We start from the raw sequence: 15,391 nt of genomic DNA, 5'->3' as shown, positions 1-15,391 counted from the left end.
AAAAACAAGATGATAAAGGAAGGAAAGGAACATGAGAAAATCATGAGAAAATGATTAGTTTTCGTACGTAATGCCTTCAATATCTCCTGTATAGGCATTCACTAACACCTCTGCCTCTCTTCCATCCGGCAAATCGAGCTCTACCTCAAACACCAGCATTCCGCTAAAAGTTTCAAGATCTGCATCATCCACTGTGCCGCCCACTTCTTTTACGGCAATCTGAATGGCTTCTTCTACCGTTATTTTTGTGAGCTTCTTTTCTTTAGAGGTTGGCTTTTTCTTTTCTGCTTCAATCACCTTGAACGTGTCTTTCTCAACATCCACTTGATACAGTTCTTTTTTTGATTGAATCGTAAAGATAAAGCGATCCGATTTTTCTTTCTTTTGAATCACAGTACCCTTCACTTTTTTCACTGCCGCTTCTTCTGCTTGAAGTTCGGCATTTTTCTCATTTGGTTTTTGATAGCTCTTTAACTGTTTCATCTCTTTCATTTGACCGCTTGAGGAAGATGCAATGATTTGATAGATGCCATTTGAATTTTCAAGCGTCAATGTATAGTCCTGTTTATGATTGATCAGATCAATGTTTGTGATGTTTCCATTGTAGTCTTTTGCGATGATTTTTTTAATGTCTGCTTCGCTTAATATTTTTTGGTCAATGGTTTGAATCATGAGCATTGCAAAGGCCGCAAGAATGAAAAGACATCCTGCGAGCGTAAGCAGCATTTTCATTTTTTTAGACATGCAGCGCCTCCTTCCTATTTCCTATTTTATAAGGAGGAAATGAGAAATTGATGAGAAAAGACCTACTTATTTCTGAAAAAGAATGGTCATCACGGTTCCTTCACCGATACGGCTGTCTACCTTTAGCTCAGCCCCATGCTCTTCAGCAATTTGCTTCGCAATTGACAGGCCAAGTCCAGTCCCGCCCGTCTCACTGTTTCTCGCTTCATCCACACGGAAAAAGCGGTCAAAGATTTTCGGCAGATCCTCTTCTTTTATGCCAATTCCTTTGTCAACAACCGAAATAAACGGTTTCTCTCCTGCTCGTCCGCAGTTCACATCAACTGGCTCTGCACTATATTTAACCGCATTATCAATCAAGATGGTCAAAAGCTGTTTGATCTTCTCTTCGTCTCCTTCAGCAATCACAGGCTGATCGGTTTGTATATGAGTAAGGATGGTTCGATTGGTTGCCACTTCAAGTGTATGGCCGACTTGGCTACACAATTGACCAAGATCAACCGGCTTCATGTCCAAGTAAAGCGGCTGCCCATTTTTCGCCAGTGTGAGTAGTTGATCTGTCAGCCTTTTCATTTTTTTTGCCTCATCATGAATGGCTTGAGAGGATTCTTCTACGACCTCTGGTCGGCTTTGCCCCCAGCGTTTTAGTAAATTGCTGTAGCTCATGATGACGGTAATGGGTGTTTTCAATTCATGAGAAGCATCGTGTAAAAATTGCTGCTCTTTCTCATAATGTTTCTCGAGAATTTCGGCCATTTCATTAAAGGTTTGACCCATTTGATACAGTTCATCCTTTGAATCGCCTGTTAATTCAATTCGTTTAAATGCCTTTTCTCTCATACTTGCTTTCATCGTATTGGTCATTCGGCTAATTGGGCGGACAATTTGTTTCGTTAAAATGTGGCCTGCAAAATAAGAAAGCACAATAAACAAAACGCCAGTAGTGATTAAAATCATTTTTAATAACGCCAAGTTCTCTTCTGTATTTTCAATTTCTTCATATACTTGCAGCGACACAATGTCCCCATTTGTCCAAATGACAGGGATAGCCGCAAACGCAATCATATGCTTATTGTATTCTTGAATTTCTGCTGTCTGACCAGATTCGTATGTAAAAGGAAGTGAGCTGAACGTAGATTCCTTCGTGACGGTCAGCTTTGATTCACCTTTCTCTGTGACGACACGGATCATACCATTTTGAGGCAGATACGCTTTCAGAAGCTCTGAAGATGGAAGGCCCTCTTCTTCTGACTTCTTTAGTGCAATCGCAATATTTTCAGCTACTTCCGACAGTCTGGACATATCTTTTTGCGTCAAGGTCATCGAAAAAATAAAATAAATCGCTGTATGAAACAGCAGCACCATTAAAAACAAGGACAACGATGTATAAAGCTGGATCTTATTTTTTAATCTCATGCTTTATCCTTTCATCACATAACCCACACCTCTCACTGTGTGAATCAATTGTTTTTCAAACGGGTAATCGATTTTTTTCCTTAAATAGCGAATATAGACATCAACCACGTTCGTGTCACCAAAATAATCAAAACCCCAAACAGCTGTTAAAAGCTGATCTCTTGTGAGCACTTGCTGCTGATGTTTCAATAAATGAACAAGCAGGTCATATTCTCTCGGTGTCAGCTCAAGCGTCTGACCGCCTCTTTGAATTTCTCTTGTTTTCTCATTCACCGTTAAATCTGCAATACTTAGCTCAATGTCCTTTTCCTCTTGCGCATTGTGATTGAACCTCAGCTGTGCACGAATTCGCGCTAATAATTCTTCTATGTCAAAGGGTTTTGTAATATAATCGTTTGCCCCAAGATCAAGACCACTGACCTTATCGGGAACACTTCCTCTTGCGGTAATCAAAATGATCGGTGTTGCCGTATTTGTCTTTCGAACCCTTCTAAGCACTTCAAGTCCGCTTAATTCTGGAAGCATGACATCTAGAAGCACTAAATCAAAACTCTCCTCCTCGAGCGCCTGGAGCCCTTTCATCCCTGTATCTTGGACTGTGACCTCATATCCTTCATATTCAAGTTCTAATGACAGCACTCTTGCAATTTTCTTTTCATCTTCGACCACGAGTATCTTCCCTTTGTTCATCTCTATCTCTCCTATCTGAAAGGCAAGCTTGTCTTTCCATTATTATATGTTGCCTTTCTCCATTGGAACAGTCACAATCTTCATATCTTATTTTTCATGAATGAGGAATTGTTATGTAATATGGTTGATTTTTATTTTCAGCTGATCCTTTCACATTACACAAATCAACAAAAAAAGCCTCTTTTCTGAGGCTGGTCCTTTACTTCTTTTTAGGTTGACTGACAAAAAGCTCATCTACAGTCGTATTCAAAACAGAGGCGATGTCAAAGGCTAATTGTAAAGTAGGGTCGTACTTATCGTTTTCAATGGCATTGATGGTTTGTCTCGAGACCTTACACCGTTTAGCAAGTTCTTCTTGGGATAATTTAATGGATTTCCTTAGTTCTCTTATATGATTTTGCAATTTAATCACCATATTTTTTTCTGTATATGAGTAATGTAACTAAATATATGACCGAAATTACAGTTAGGAACATGATGGGAGAAATCCCAAACCCCTTATCAGAATTGTTCCCTTGGGTCGTTAAAAATATGGACTGTGCGACTTCTAATAAAAGCATACCAATGACCACCATAAATGCATACGATTGAGCCTTTGAGTAGATAAATCTCTTTCTTTCATCACCCTTTAGAATCATAGGCGCGATAAAGATGAATAGTCCGACCACTAATAAGATGACTGAATACACAACTTTGACAACATCCAACGGTTAGTCCCCTCCCAATCAAAATGTCAAATACTTTTTACATTTTAATCATATCATCCGCTTAAAAAATGTCAAATACTTTTTACATTCTATATTCTTTCGATCATTATAATGAAAAAACAATCATCTGCACATGGCATGTACCTTTTTCTTTTCTGTCATCCTCTATCTCTTTATATGATGTTTTTTTCGATCTGCCTTTTTTAGTTCTTTTCACCCATTTTCATCTGTACAGGTGCAAGCTCACTATGCAGCATTTCATTCTTTTTCATATGATACTAAGAGTTTTCTTCAAAAGGTGACTTCTTTCGGCAAGATATGAGGAGAACTGCACAATAAATAATTATTTGATTATTTGAAAAATTATTACAATTGACCCTTTCCGATCAAACATTTGTTTTATACAATAACATTACGCAACCTGAATCTACTTTGAAAACAAAATAAGGAGGGCTTTCTTATGAAAGGTGAAATTCGCTTAATTCCGTATGAAGTAAAAGCCAATGTGATGGAAGCGAAAGAGACGCCGGAAAGTATTCAGGAGATTAAAGCACCCGAACTTTGGTCAAGTGGCTTCAAAGGAAAAGGCATAACCATTGCTGTCCTTGATACAGGTTGCGACACGGAGCATCCCGATTTAAAAGATCAGATTATCGGAGGAAAAAACTTTACCGATGATGACAATGGAGATGCTGAGAATGTAAAAGACTACAACGGGCATGGTACCCATGTATCAGGAACGATTGCAGCAACGGATCAAAATGGCGGCATTTTAGGTGTTGCACCTGAAGCCAAGCTGTTGATCGTAAAAGTTCTTGGAGGGAAAAATGGCAGCGGGAAATACGAATGGATTATCAATGGCATTAACTATGCGGTTGAGCAGAAGGTTGATATCATTTCCATGTCTCTCGGTGGGCCAAGCAATGAACCAGAACTGCAAAAGGCCATCCAACATGCGGTAAGCAGCGGTGTGCTTGTTGTCTGCGCAGCAGGAAATGAAGGTGACGGAGACGAGCGTACTGAAGAGTTCTCCTACCCAGCTGCATACAATGAGGTCATTGCCGTCGGCTCTGTCTCTCTTGCAAGAGAATCCTCTGAATTCTCCAATGCGAATAAAGAAATCGACCTCGTCGCTCCAGGTGAAGACATTTTATCCACTCTCCCTAACCATAAATACGGAAGACTAACAGGCACTTCCATGGCTGCCCCTCATGTGAGCGGTGCACTCGCCATTATTAAAAATGCCGAAGAAGAAGCGTTCCAGCGTAAGCTGACAGAACCTGAGGTATATGCTCAGCTCGTACGGAGAACCCTTCCGCTAAAACAATCAAAAACCCTTGTAGGAAACGGGTTTTTATATTTAACTGCACCAGATGTGCTTCTTGAGAAAACATTGGAAGCAGAACTTTTGTCTCTATAGGTACATGTTAGGTCCTGAGAAAAGATAGAATTTTCTCAGGATTTTTTTAATTAAAATTATTCAAAATTTACTTTGACGAAATGAAGTGAACGTTATATAATCGAACACAATAAATTCATAGTTTGAGAGTCGGTAATTCGATCACACGTCGAATTTTAATTGGGAAGACCGGTGAAAATCCGGCGCGGTCCCGCCACTGTAAGTGAGGAGAGCTTTTCGTTAATCATCCACTGTCGTAAAGATGGGAAGGATGAAAAGCTTGCAGATTCACGAGCCAGGATACCAGCCGCTCTATCACATCAAACCCCCTACGGTTGATAGGAGATGTCGGAAAAGCGTTCGTCATTGATACTTACGCCTTCTTTCGCACACACATTTTGTCTTTTTAAACCAGACATTTGCCCTCATCAATCTTGACCATGAGTGTAAGTGTCTTTTTATATTTAGAGGAGGAATTGGAATTGACAATTGTTAAAACAAGTAATCTAGGTTTCCCGCGAATTGGTTTAAACAGAGAATGGAAAAAAGCACTTGAGTCTTATTGGAAAGGTCAAACTGACCGAGAAACCCTCTTAAGCACACTCGATGAACAATTTTTAGCCGCTATTAAAACTCAAATTGATCAACAAATTGACGTTGTTCCTTCTGGCGACTTCACCTTCTATGATCATGTGCTGGATACTGCCGTTATGTTCAATTGGATTCCAGAGCGCTTCCGCAGCTTGAAAGACCCGCTAGATACATACTTTGCGATAGCAAGAGGAACAAAAGATGCTGTCTCAAGTGAAATGACAAAATGGTTTAATACAAACTATCACTACATCGTTCCAGAATATGAAAAAAGCACAGAATTCAAACTCACACATAACAAACCGCTTGAAGCATACGAAAAGGTGAAAAAAGCGTTTGGTGTTGAAACAAAACCTGTCGTTCTCGGTCTTTATACATTTGTTTCTCTTTCTAAAGGCTATGAAGCCAATGAAGTGAAAGAGATTCAGCAACGCCTAGTGCCGCTTTATACTCAGTTGTTAAAAGAGCTTGAAGAAGCCGGTGTAAAATGGGTTCAAATTGATGAGCCTGCTTTAGTCACAGCTTCAAGTGAAGACGTGAAAGCAGTAAAAGCCATCTATCAAACGATTAAAGAAGCTGTACCTGCCTTAAACGTTCTCCTTCAAACATACTTTGACTCAGTAGATGCCTATGAAGAGCTTGTGACGTATCCTGTTGAAGCCATCGGTCTTGATTTTGTCCATGATCAAGGACGAAACCTTGAACAATTGAAAAAACACGGCTTCCCAAAAGATAAAATTTTAGCAGCCGGTATCATCGACGGCAGAAATATTTGGAGATCAGATCTAGGAGAAAGATTATCGTTTATTTCTGAAGTGATTGCTGACGTGCAGCCAAAAGAAGTATGGCTGCAGCCTTCAAGCAGCCTGCTACATGTCCCAGTTGCAAAACATCCAAGCGAACAGCTTGAAGAAAAACTATTAAACGGACTTTCTTATGCCACTGAAAAACTGGCTGAATTAACGCTATTAAAAGAAGGCTTATCAAAAGGAGCGGCTGCCATTGATGCAGACATCCATGCAGCAAATGAAGCACTTCTGACGTTAAAAGAATTCGCGAAAGGAACGAATGCGGACCTGACAGCAGAACGCAATAATCTTTCATCAAAAGATTTTAAACGTCCAGTTGCTTTTGAAGAACGACTACGCATTCAAAATGAATCTCTTGAACTGCCGCTTCTTCCAACCACAACAATCGGAAGCTTCCCTCAGTCAGCTGAGGTGCGCAGTGCTCGTCAAAAATGGCGCAAAAATGAGTGGACAGATGCAGAGTATGATGAATTTATTAAAAAAGAAACAAAAAGATGGATTGATATTCAAGAAGAGATTGGCCTAGATGTACTCGTTCATGGAGAATTTGAACGTACAGACATGGTTGAATACTTCGGTGAAAAACTCGCTGGATTTGCCTTTACAAAATTCGCTTGGGTTCAATCTTATGGATCACGCTGCGTGAAGCCGCCGATCATTTATGGAGATGTAGAATTTACAGAGCCAATGACAGTGAAAGAGACGGTTTACGCTCAAAGCTTAACAGAGAAAAAAGTCAAAGGAATGCTGACAGGGCCTGTCACGATCTTAAACTGGTCTTTCCCAAGAACAGATATCTCTCGTAAAGACATTGCCTTCCAAATCGCTTTTGCTTTACGCAAAGAGGTAGAAGCGTTAGAAGCAGCGGGTATTCAAGTGATTCAAGTGGATGAACCTGCGCTAAGAGAAGGTCTTCCTTTAAAAGAGAGTGATTGGGCAGCATACTTAAACTGGGCAGCAGAGTCATTCCGTCTATCGACATCGTCTGTTCAAAATGAAACGCAAATTCATACACATATGTGCTACAGCAACTTCGAGGATATTGTTGATACGATTGAAGACCTTGATGCAGACGTGATTACGATTGAACATTCACGCAGTCATGGCGGGTTCCTCGATTATTTAGAAAAACACCCGTATTTGAAAGGTCTTGGACTTGGGGTATATGACATCCACAGCCCGCGCGTTCCATCTGTTGAAGAAATGAGTAAAATCATTGATGATGCACTGAACGTATGTCCGACAGATCGCTTCTGGGTCAACCCTGACTGTGGACTGAAAACAAGACAAGAGCCTGAAACCATTGCTGCTTTGAAAAACATGGTGACAGCTGCTGAAGTCGCTCGTAAAAAGCTAGCGCAGCACGCATAATGGACTCACTCTTCCCCTGCTGAACATTTGGCAGGGGTTTTTTATGCGTAAATTGTCCTGTTCGATCTCCTCCTACAATGATTCCTTTTCTATCATGATTCGTTTATACTAGAGAAGTCAGTCGAACAAAGGGAGGAAGACAATGAATCACGAAGCTTTTTTACAACGCGCAATTGATCTTGCAGTAGAAGGAGTAAATAGTGGCACAGGCGGCCCTTTTGGAGCGGTCATTGTCAAAGACGGTCAGATTATTGCAGAGGGAAGCAACAATGTCACAACGAGTAATGATCCAACTGCACATGCAGAAGTGACAGCTATTCGAAAGGCGTGCCAAACACTACATACATATCAATTAGAAGACTGTATTTTGTATACAAGCTGTGAGCCTTGTCCAATGTGTCTTGGTGCTATCTATTGGGCTAGACCAAAGGCCGTATATTTTGCCGCTGGACACAAGGATGCAGCGACTTCTGGTTTTGATGACTCCTTTATTTATGAAGAAATCAACAAAGAATACGAATCAAGAAACATTCCATTTTACCAGCTGACCCTTCAAAAAACCCATGCTCCATTTGAAGCATGGGACACATACGACAAAAAGAAAGAATATTAAAAAAAGACACCTGCTCCACAGCAGGTGTCAGTGAGAAAGGGCTAAATTTTAGCCCTTTTTTCTTTTCATGATTCCGCCACTTCAAGCTCTACTTCGATGTTTCCTCTTGTTGCTTTTGAATATGGACAGAATTCATGTGCAGCCTCAACAAGCTCTTTCGCTTTGTCATGGTCAAGCCCTTTAGCGGAAACAATCAGCTTCACGCCAAGTTTAAAACCGCCATCACTTTCATCTTTTAATAGACTAACATGTCCTTCTACTTCTGATTCAATTTCGACACCTTGCTTCTTAGCGACTTGTTCAAGCGCCCCTCCGAAGCAGGCCGCATAACCCGCTGCAAATAATTGTTCAGGATTCGTACCAGTTTCTCCATCTTTCTTTGCGTTTGGCATCACAATGTTGTGGTCAAGCACACCATCATCAGAACGAACATGTCCTGCTCTTCCGTGCTGTGCTTTTACTTTTGCAGTAAATAATGGTTTCATCTTGATCTCCTCCTTCTTCTACTTATACCTTTCACGTTCTATTCGTTGCTCAAACATTTATGGCACATTGAAGAATTTTTCATTTTTAGTCTGTATTTATTTTAAAAAGGAAGAAAATCTTATACAATGATAAGTATGACAAAAAATAGTTGGTGACAGATATGACAAATGAATTTGAACATATGAAGCTGGAAAATCAGCTTTGTTTCTTGTTATATGCAAGTTCAAGAGAAATGACAAAGCAGTATAAACCATTATTAGAAGAGTTAAATATCACATACCCGCAATATTTGGCACTGCTTTTGTTATGGGAGCATGGGACATTAAATGTGAAAACAATGGGAGAGCTTTTATATTTAGACTCCGGTACACTCACACCTATGCTAAAACGAATGGAACAAAATGGACTCATCATCCGTGAACGTTCGAAAGAGGATGAGCGTTCGGTCCAAATTCGTTTAACAGAATACGGAGAAGCTTTACAAGAGAAGGCCACTTCGATTCCATTTCAAATGCTGTCTGGAACAGGCAGATCAGAAGAAGAGCTGAAAACACTTCGCGCTTCTTTACATGAGCTTTTGCAAAAATTAACACAATCAAAAGGCTGAGGGAATATTCCCTCAGCCTTTTTTTGATGTCTATTATTGAGCGACAGCTACTAATTCTACTTCAATGTTTCCTTGCGTTGCTTTTGAGTATGGGCAAACGCCGTGTGCTTTATGAACAAGTTCATCAAGTGCAGATTGCTCAATTCCAGTTCCTTTTACTTCTAATTTGACACCTAGTTTGAAACCGCCGTCTGAACTGTCTTTGATTAAGCTTACATGTGCCGTTACTTCACTTTCAAAACGGATACGCTCTTGTCTTGCGACCATTTGAAGAGCTGAATCAAAACATGCAGAATAGCCCGCTGCGAATAATTGCTCTGGATTCGTTGCTTTCTCAAGCTTTTTCGCTCTTGGCGTTCCTGGCATTGCTACATCATGCTCTAGTACGCCATCTGTTGACACAACCTTACCTTCTCTTCCTCCTACAGCTGATACCGTTGCAGTAAATAAAACTTCTGACATGAATATAACCCTCTTTCGCTCTATTAATATTTTCTACAATTGAATTGTACACAATTTAAATTCAAGAGTCAATGAAAAACACTCACTTTCATCTTTCCTCCATTTTTTATTTTTATGAATGTGCAACCTCCGATGATTGAAGCGGTCAATAAAAAAAGCCCTTTAAAAAGGGCTTTTTAGATCGTGATATGTTGCGGATTCGGTTTTTCTAGCGTATGGTTTCTGTTATCGGGGTCGGCATTAGGTGATGTGATCCATAATGCCAAGATCGTGATGCTTGTACAGACGACTGCCCATTTTTTAAAATTCATATAAACAATCCCCTCTCTGAATATAGATACGAGCATGTTCCGCTTCCCCATAGAACATGGAAGATTTTTCATAATCCTCCATTTCATTATAATACTTTGCGGTGTCTAAAGCCAGCTCTTCTATATCTGGATATGCATAGGAAGATTCTAAAAAATGGAAAATTCGTTTAATATGCTCTGCATCTTGTCGTAAGTACAATGCTTCTAAAAAAATGGTCTTCTGAATATGAATGTCATCCTGCAGAGCTTCTGCTCGTTTCATACATTCTTCTCTGTAATATAATGCTTCATTGTTTTTACCTTGTTTGTATAAGATCTGAGCGGCTGTATAAAGAGGGTCTATCGATCGACGAAGATGATCAGATTGATTTTGATCAAATAATGAGATGGATTCTTTCATTAAGTCGAGTGCGCGGTTCAAGTCTCCCATTCTGTAATAGCTGTTGCCCATATTAAACAAAGAAGAAGCAATAAAACGCACATTCTGAAAGTCTCTTGATCTTGCAAGTGCTCTTTCGAGATGTGGCAATGCCTTTTCATGCCTTCTCATATCATCATAATTACCGGCTACAATAAATTCACACTGAATGGTACGAAGCCCATATAGTTCGTGCTGAATATAGACATCCAGCGCTAGTTTGGCATGGTGCATCGAAATGTGTGTTTGTTTCATGTGATAATATATTTCTGACATTTTAAAATGAAATTCTGCACGTTCAATATCGTCGGATACAAAAGAAAGCTTGTGCTCTGCCTTTTGATAGGACGATATGGCAGCAATGTACTCTCTCCGGCCGAACTCATACATGCCTCTGAAGAAATGATAGTAATATTCAAGCATGCCTGTGACATGCGTTTGATGCTCATCTATTTCTTTCGAAAGCTCGGAAAAGTTGGCGCGAAGCTTTCCTTCCTTTAATGGCTTTAAATAATCGAGCATGACCTCATGCCTGAATTCCATTAAAGAAAAATAGAGAAGCAAATTCTGATCTTCTTCCATTGAATCAAGAGAGGTGCGAATTTCCTGCTTTAACTGTTCTGCTTGTTCTGAATCAAATCTGCGGATTAATTCATACCACTTGTTGATTTTCACTCCAATATCCGAAGAGGGAATGATTTTCGCCATACGTTGCCTTCTCCAATCTTCTCAAAATATAAAACATTACCATATTTTATCATACTTGACCGAAGAAATACAAAAATGAAAGGAAAAAGAGAGCCTTGTGCGATAAGACTCTCTTTTTGAATCGGTTATTCTCTTATTTGTCCTTGCCCACGAATGACAAATTTTTCAGAGGTTAGGGCTGGCAGACCCATTGGTCCTCTAGCATGCAATTTTTGTGTGCTAATACCGATTTCCGCTCCGTAGCCAAATTCAAAGCCATCTGTAAACCGGGTAGATGCATTATGATACACAGCGGCAGCATCAACGGCTGTTAAGAAAAGTGCCGCATGCTGGTCGTTTTCCGTAATGATCGCTTCAGAATGCTTAGAGCTATACATTTGAATATGCTGTATCGCCTCTTCCATGGTCTTGACGGTTTTAATACTGACAATCGGCGCTAAAAATTCCGTTTCAAAATCAGTGGCCTTAGCTAATGTGGCACTCGGTGCAAGTGCACATACTGCTTCATCGCCCCGTATCTCTACACCATGTGTCTGAAGTGCTTCAAAGAGCGAAGCACCATGTTCTTTTGCCCATGTTTCATGAATGACAATGCTCTCAATGGCATTACAAACAGATGGTCTTTGTGTTTTCGCATTCAGAACAATTTGTTCAGCCATTTCTTTTTGGGCTGTTTCATCAATGTAAATATGACAATTCCCTGCACCCGTCTCAAGTACTGGAACAGTAGACTCTCTCACAACAAGATCAATTAAATGTTTCCCGCCACGTGGAATCAGGACATCTAGATAGTCATTTAAAGTGAACAGGGTTTTAGCTGTCTCACGGCCTGTATCTTCAATCAATTGTACACTGTCTACTGGAATATCCGTTGGTTGCAGCGCTTCGTGAATGACTTTCACAATCGCTTTATTACTATGAATGGCCGATGAACTTCCTCGAAGAATCACAGCATTTCCAGTTTTCAAGCAAAGAGTGGCCGCATCGACTGTCACGTTTGGTCTTGCTTCGTAAATCATCCCAACCGTTCCAAGAGGCACACGTACTTTTTCAATGAAAAGCCCGTTTTCTTTTTGAATGGTCTCTAATGTTTCACCAATTGGGTCTTTGAGCTGAATGAGTTGATGCGTAGCGTCTGCAATCGCTTCAATTCTCTCTTCTGTTAATGTAATTCTGTCGATCACAGATGGCGTGAACTCTTTGTCTATAGCCGCCTGAACATCTTTTTGGTTCTCGGCAATTAAATACGCTGAAGATGCTTTTAATGCTTTTGCAATAGCGTCTAATGCAGCATTCTTTTGTTCAGTTGTTTTTAATAGCAGCTGATCTTTGGCTGCGCTTGCCTTTTTTGCTTTTTCTAGAACTTCATTCATCGTTTTCCCTCCTCAGTTTTGTACGTGCTGAACCCAGTGATCTCGGTGAATGACTTCAGGTTTTTCATGAGAAAGCTCATGACTTCGCATCCCTTTAATGCCAAGAAGCTCATCTGAATCATACAATGTTTGCCCTTTACCGACTAACCCGTTTGGACCAACAACTTCGACGACCTCTCCTTTAGAAAATTCACCAGCTACATCAATGACACCAGCTGGAAGAAGACTTCTTCCATTATGCAAAATCGCCGCCTCTGCTCCCGCATCAATCATGATCTTCCCAGAGACTCGTGAGTGGAATTGAATCCATTGGCGACGGTTATTGACTGATGATAAGTCTTGTTCACCAATATATGTGCCGTCCCCTTGACCAGCGAGAATGTGAAGAAGCTTGTCTTCTCCTGCACCTGTGCCAATGAAGACTTTAACGCCAAGGGAGAGAGCTGTTTGTGCAGCTGAAAGCTTAGATTTCATCCCGCCTGTTCCAACCTTTGAACCCGTACTCTTCGCATATGAGAACAATTCATCTGAAATGTGAGTCAGCACATCAAACCGCTTCGCATCAGGATTCTCACTTGGATTGGCATCATAAATTCCGTTGATATCTGTTAAAATGATCAATTGGTCTGCATGAATTAAGCCACTCACCAGTGCTGATAACATGTCATTATCACCAAAGGTAAGCTCCTCGATGGACACAGAATCATTTTCATTAATGATCGGTAAAATTTTTCTTTCGAGCAGCTCCATCATCGTTGCGTAAGCATTTCGATATCTTGTACGATCTGAAAAGTCATTACGTGTTAAAAGCATTTGTGCAGGCGTCATCTGAAACTGTGAAAATAGTTCTGTATATTTCTGCATTAACAAGCCTTGACCAACAGCAGCAGCAGCCTGCTTCCCTTTTAAGGTCACAGGTCTTGACGGATATCCTAAACTGCCAAATCCCGCCGCAACGGCACCTGACGAAATGAGAATGATTTCATGTCCTGCCTCTTTTAGCTTTGCAATGGCTTTGACATGATCCTGCATTTTTTGTTCATCAATGGCTCCCTTTTGCTCTGTTAATGAACTGCTACCAATTTTTATGACGATCCTTTGCTTTTTCATCATTGATTCCCTCCGCTATACCTTTCACCACATAAAAAATCCCTTTTTCTCCTTATGTAAAGGACGAAAAAGGGATTTTCCGTGGTACCACCTTCATTGAATAAGCATACGTCTGCTTATTCCACTCAACTCCTGTAACGCCAGGCATGCGCTTAGATTTTTCCTCTAAGGCTCAAAGGGTAGGTTCAGCAGCTGTCTGCGGCAAATGTTTCAGCATGTCATTTGCTCTCTTTACACAGCAGGTCCTGCTTACTATTCCTTCTCAACGCTCGTTAATTTTTTTATATTATCACCAATTGCTTCAGAAAAGTCAAGCGGTCAATTAAACACAATCGTTTTATTCTCATGGACAATGATTCGATCTTCTAGATGCCATTTGACAGCACGGGCAAGCACGCTGCGCTCAATCGTGCGGCCGATATTTTTTAATGCCTCTGCATCATCTCTATGATCTACCCGCTCAATATCCTGTTCAATGATTGGTCCTTCGTCTAAATCATTGGTGACATAATGGGAAGTCGCGCCAATCAGTTTAACCCCTCGCTCATATGCACGCTTGTAAGGGTTAGCCCCTATAAAAGCCGGCAAGAAGGAATGATGAATATTAATGATTTTGTTCGGGTGCTGTTCAATAAAGGCTGGCGTTAAAATTTGCATGTATCTTGCAAGCACAACCGCATCAATATCATATTCTTCTAATAATGCAAGCTGTTGTTTTTCTGCATCTTGGCGAATGTCTTTATTTGCCTTCACGAAGTGGAATGGAATGCCGAGTGCTTCGACTGTATCTTTTGCCGTTTCATGATTGCTGATGACAACCGCTATTTCAGCCATTAAATTACCGCTTTGCCATTCCCATAAAAGTTCATGTAAACAATGAAGCTCTTTGGACACAAAGATCGCCAGCTTTTTCAGATCACTTGCACGCGACATGCTCCACGTCATGTGAAATGATTGCGCAATTGGCTCAAAGCTGCTTTTCAATTGATCTAAGTTGGCAGAAATGTCTTTCCAATCAAATTCAATTCTTAAAAAGAACCGGCCGCTCTCATGATCTGTTGTGTATTGACTAGATTCAATGATGTTTGCTCCATGTTCAAATAAAAAAGTAGAAACAGCTGACACAATACCAGGCTGATCCGGGCAGCTGACTAAAAGCCTGCCTTTTTGCTCATGCTTTTGTCTGTGTAATTCAAGTTTCTCTGTAATCAATGTTCTCATGTCTTATGACCTCATTTACATTTTTCATTCTAATGAAATATTATACTGGACTGGAAAGAGAAAAAGCAATTAAGCGTCGTGTTTTTTATTGAATATTCATTCAATTCTGCACCTAGCGTGATATAATATGAATAGACCTTTTATCACAAAAGGAGTGATGGAGATGAAAAACATGACTTTGTTTGGTAAAGTGAGCTTTTGGCTCGGCATCGTATGTCTCATCACGGGCATTTATCTATTTATGACCGGAGAAAGACTCATTCCTTTACTTACATTTGGTGTATGTTTTCTGCTTGTGAGTCAGCTTTACCGCAAAAATGAAAACGATTCCAATCATCATTCGATGTAGCAAAAA

17 protein-coding genes, 1 riboswitch and 1 other annotated feature are annotated in these 15,391 nt (G+C 40.3%); of the genes, 5 read left to right on the top strand and 12 right to left on the bottom strand.

Annotated elements, in window-relative coordinates:
• Positions 1-54: 54 nt before the first annotated feature.
• From KVT11_RS02440 to KVT11_RS02420, 5 genes are all read right to left on the bottom strand, one after another.
• Positions 55-744, bottom strand: coding sequence for a PepSY domain-containing protein (locus tag KVT11_RS02440; RefSeq protein ID WP_065460251.1), 690 nt, complete (start codon positions 742-744; stop codon positions 55-57).
• A 66-nt stretch (positions 745-810) separates the two neighbouring features.
• Positions 811-2,160 (bottom strand): ATP-binding protein, encoded by a 1,350-nt coding sequence (locus KVT11_RS02435; protein WP_056704869.1) that lies wholly within the window; start codon positions 2,158-2,160, stop codon positions 811-813.
• A 3-nt stretch (positions 2,161-2,163) separates the two neighbouring features.
• The gene (locus KVT11_RS02430) at positions 2,164-2,850 is read right to left on the bottom strand and encodes a response regulator transcription factor (protein WP_007498794.1); all 687 of its coding nucleotides are present in this window, start codon (positions 2,848-2,850) and stop codon (positions 2,164-2,166) included.
• A 199-nt stretch (positions 2,851-3,049) separates the two neighbouring features.
• The gene (locus KVT11_RS02425) at positions 3,050-3,253 is read right to left on the bottom strand and encodes a helix-turn-helix transcriptional regulator (protein ID WP_008346178.1); all 204 of its coding nucleotides are present in this window, start codon (positions 3,251-3,253) and stop codon (positions 3,050-3,052) included.
• 1 nt (position 3,254) lies between these two features.
• Positions 3,255-3,557 carry a hypothetical protein gene (locus KVT11_RS02420; protein ID WP_046527443.1) on the bottom strand — a complete coding sequence of 101 codons (303 nt, stop codon included), beginning with the start codon at positions 3,555-3,557 and terminating at the stop codon, positions 3,255-3,257.
• Positions 3,558-4,017: 460 nt separating this feature from the next.
• On the opposite strand from KVT11_RS02420, the gene KVT11_RS02415 reads away from it, so the two are divergent.
• From KVT11_RS02415 to guaD, 3 genes are all read left to right on the top strand, one after another.
• Complete coding sequence (locus KVT11_RS02415) at positions 4,018-4,977, top strand: S8 family peptidase (RefSeq protein ID WP_007498796.1); 960 nt, start codon at positions 4,018-4,020, stop codon at positions 4,975-4,977.
• Between the two features lie 112 nt (positions 4,978-5,089).
• Positions 5,090-5,282: riboswitch (cobalamin riboswitch) on the top strand.
• Between the two features lie 156 nt (positions 5,283-5,438).
• Positions 5,439-7,727, top strand: a complete 2,289-nt coding sequence (metE, locus tag KVT11_RS02410; protein WP_210552410.1) for a 5-methyltetrahydropteroyltriglutamate--homocysteine S-methyltransferase — start codon at positions 5,439-5,441, stop codon at positions 7,725-7,727.
• Positions 7,728-7,869: 142 nt separating this feature from the next.
• Positions 7,870-8,340 (top strand): guanine deaminase, encoded by a 471-nt coding sequence (gene guaD / locus KVT11_RS02405; protein ID WP_050827197.1) that lies wholly within the window; start codon positions 7,870-7,872, stop codon positions 8,338-8,340.
• A 65-nt stretch (positions 8,341-8,405) separates the two neighbouring features.
• Here guaD and ohrB read toward each other — a convergent pair whose 3' ends face one another.
• Positions 8,406-8,825 carry an organic hydroperoxide resistance protein OhrB gene (gene ohrB / locus KVT11_RS02400; protein WP_008346186.1) on the bottom strand — a complete coding sequence of 140 codons (420 nt, stop codon included), beginning with the start codon at positions 8,823-8,825 and terminating at the stop codon, positions 8,406-8,408.
• A gap of 161 nt (positions 8,826-8,986) precedes the next feature.
• Here ohrB and KVT11_RS02395 point away from each other — a divergent pair, with 161 nt between their 5' ends.
• Positions 8,987-9,433, top strand: coding sequence for a MarR family winged helix-turn-helix transcriptional regulator (locus tag KVT11_RS02395; RefSeq protein WP_008346188.1), 447 nt, complete (start codon positions 8,987-8,989; stop codon positions 9,431-9,433).
• 33 nt (positions 9,434-9,466) lie between these two features.
• On the opposite strand, the gene KVT11_RS02390 is transcribed toward KVT11_RS02395, so the two are convergent.
• From KVT11_RS02390 to purU, 6 genes are all read right to left on the bottom strand, one after another.
• The gene (locus KVT11_RS02390; RefSeq protein ID WP_007498801.1) at positions 9,467-9,895 is read right to left on the bottom strand and encodes an organic hydroperoxide resistance protein; all 429 of its coding nucleotides are present in this window, start codon (positions 9,893-9,895) and stop codon (positions 9,467-9,469) included.
• A gap of 176 nt (positions 9,896-10,071) precedes the next feature.
• Positions 10,072-10,206 carry a hypothetical protein gene (locus tag KVT11_RS02385; RefSeq protein WP_008346190.1) on the bottom strand — a complete coding sequence of 45 codons (135 nt, stop codon included), beginning with the start codon at positions 10,204-10,206 and terminating at the stop codon, positions 10,072-10,074.
• On the bottom strand, positions 10,196-11,332 hold the full coding sequence (locus tag KVT11_RS02380; RefSeq protein WP_050827196.1) for a response regulator aspartate phosphatase: 1,137 nt from the start codon (positions 11,330-11,332) through the stop codon (positions 10,196-10,198). Before KVT11_RS02380 ends, KVT11_RS02385 begins: the two co-directional genes overlap by 11 nt.
• A 125-nt stretch (positions 11,333-11,457) precedes the next feature.
• Positions 11,458-12,705 (bottom strand): glutamate-5-semialdehyde dehydrogenase, encoded by a 1,248-nt coding sequence (locus KVT11_RS02375; protein ID WP_048002072.1) that lies wholly within the window; start codon positions 12,703-12,705, stop codon positions 11,458-11,460.
• A 12-nt stretch (positions 12,706-12,717) separates the two neighbouring features.
• Complete coding sequence (gene proB, locus KVT11_RS02370) at positions 12,718-13,815, bottom strand: glutamate 5-kinase (protein ID WP_142759404.1); 1,098 nt, start codon at positions 13,813-13,815, stop codon at positions 12,718-12,720.
• A 56-nt stretch (positions 13,816-13,871) separates the two neighbouring features.
• Positions 13,872-14,090 (bottom strand) — a binding site (T-box leader).
• Between the two features lie 43 nt (positions 14,091-14,133).
• The gene (gene purU / locus KVT11_RS02365) at positions 14,134-15,036 is read right to left on the bottom strand and encodes a formyltetrahydrofolate deformylase (protein ID WP_007498809.1); all 903 of its coding nucleotides are present in this window, start codon (positions 15,034-15,036) and stop codon (positions 14,134-14,136) included.
• A 163-nt stretch (positions 15,037-15,199) separates the two neighbouring features.
• Between purU and KVT11_RS02360 the strand changes: the two genes are divergently transcribed.
• Entirely contained in the window at positions 15,200-15,385 is a 186-nt protein-coding gene (locus KVT11_RS02360) for a hypothetical protein (protein WP_017359125.1), read from the top strand.
• Positions 15,386-15,391 lie beyond the last annotated feature (6 nt).

It is taken from the genome of Bacillus sp. GbtcB10 (genome assembly GCF_019091365.1).
GTDB classification, from domain to species: Bacteria; Bacillota; Bacilli; order Bacillales; family Bacillaceae; genus Bacillus; species Bacillus altitudinis.
This window is presented reverse-complemented; position numbering and strand designations above follow the sequence as displayed.

Excerpts from the sequence above, each read along its gene's own strand:
- KVT11_RS02375 (WP_048002072.1), bottom strand. The coding sequence starts at position 12,705 with ATGAATGAAGTTCTAGAAAAAGCAAAAAAGGCAAGCGCAGCCAAAGAT.
- ohrB (WP_008346186.1), bottom strand. The coding sequence starts at position 8,825 with ATGAAACCATTATTTACTGCAAAAGTAAAAGCACAGCACGGAAGAGCA.
- KVT11_RS02385 (WP_008346190.1), bottom strand. The coding sequence starts at position 10,206 with ATGAATTTTAAAAAATGGGCAGTCGTCTGTACAAGCATCACGATCTTG.
- KVT11_RS02380 (WP_050827196.1), bottom strand. The coding sequence starts at position 11,332 with ATGGCGAAAATCATTCCCTCTTCGGATATTGGAGTGAAAATCAACAAG.
- KVT11_RS02430 (WP_007498794.1), bottom strand. The coding sequence starts at position 2,850 with ATGAACAAAGGGAAGATACTCGTGGTCGAAGATGAAAAGAAAATTGCA.
- KVT11_RS02440 (WP_065460251.1), bottom strand. The coding sequence starts at position 744 with ATGTCTAAAAAAATGAAAATGCTGCTTACGCTCGCAGGATGTCTTTTC.
- purU (WP_007498809.1), bottom strand. The coding sequence starts at position 15,036 with ATGAGAACATTGATTACAGAGAAACTTGAATTACACAGACAAAAGCAT.
- KVT11_RS02415 (WP_007498796.1), top strand. The coding sequence starts at position 4,018 with ATGAAAGGTGAAATTCGCTTAATTCCGTATGAAGTAAAAGCCAATGTG.
- guaD (WP_050827197.1), top strand. The coding sequence starts at position 7,870 with ATGAATCACGAAGCTTTTTTACAACGCGCAATTGATCTTGCAGTAGAA.
- KVT11_RS02390 (WP_007498801.1), bottom strand. The coding sequence starts at position 9,895 with ATGTCAGAAGTTTTATTTACTGCAACGGTATCAGCTGTAGGAGGAAGA.
- KVT11_RS02395 (WP_008346188.1), top strand. The coding sequence starts at position 8,987 with ATGACAAATGAATTTGAACATATGAAGCTGGAAAATCAGCTTTGTTTC.
- proB (WP_142759404.1), bottom strand. The coding sequence starts at position 13,815 with ATGAAAAAGCAAAGGATCGTCATAAAAATTGGTAGCAGTTCATTAACA.
- KVT11_RS02435 (WP_056704869.1), bottom strand. The coding sequence starts at position 2,160 with ATGAGATTAAAAAATAAGATCCAGCTTTATACATCGTTGTCCTTGTTT.
- KVT11_RS02360 (WP_017359125.1), top strand. The coding sequence starts at position 15,200 with ATGAAAAACATGACTTTGTTTGGTAAAGTGAGCTTTTGGCTCGGCATC.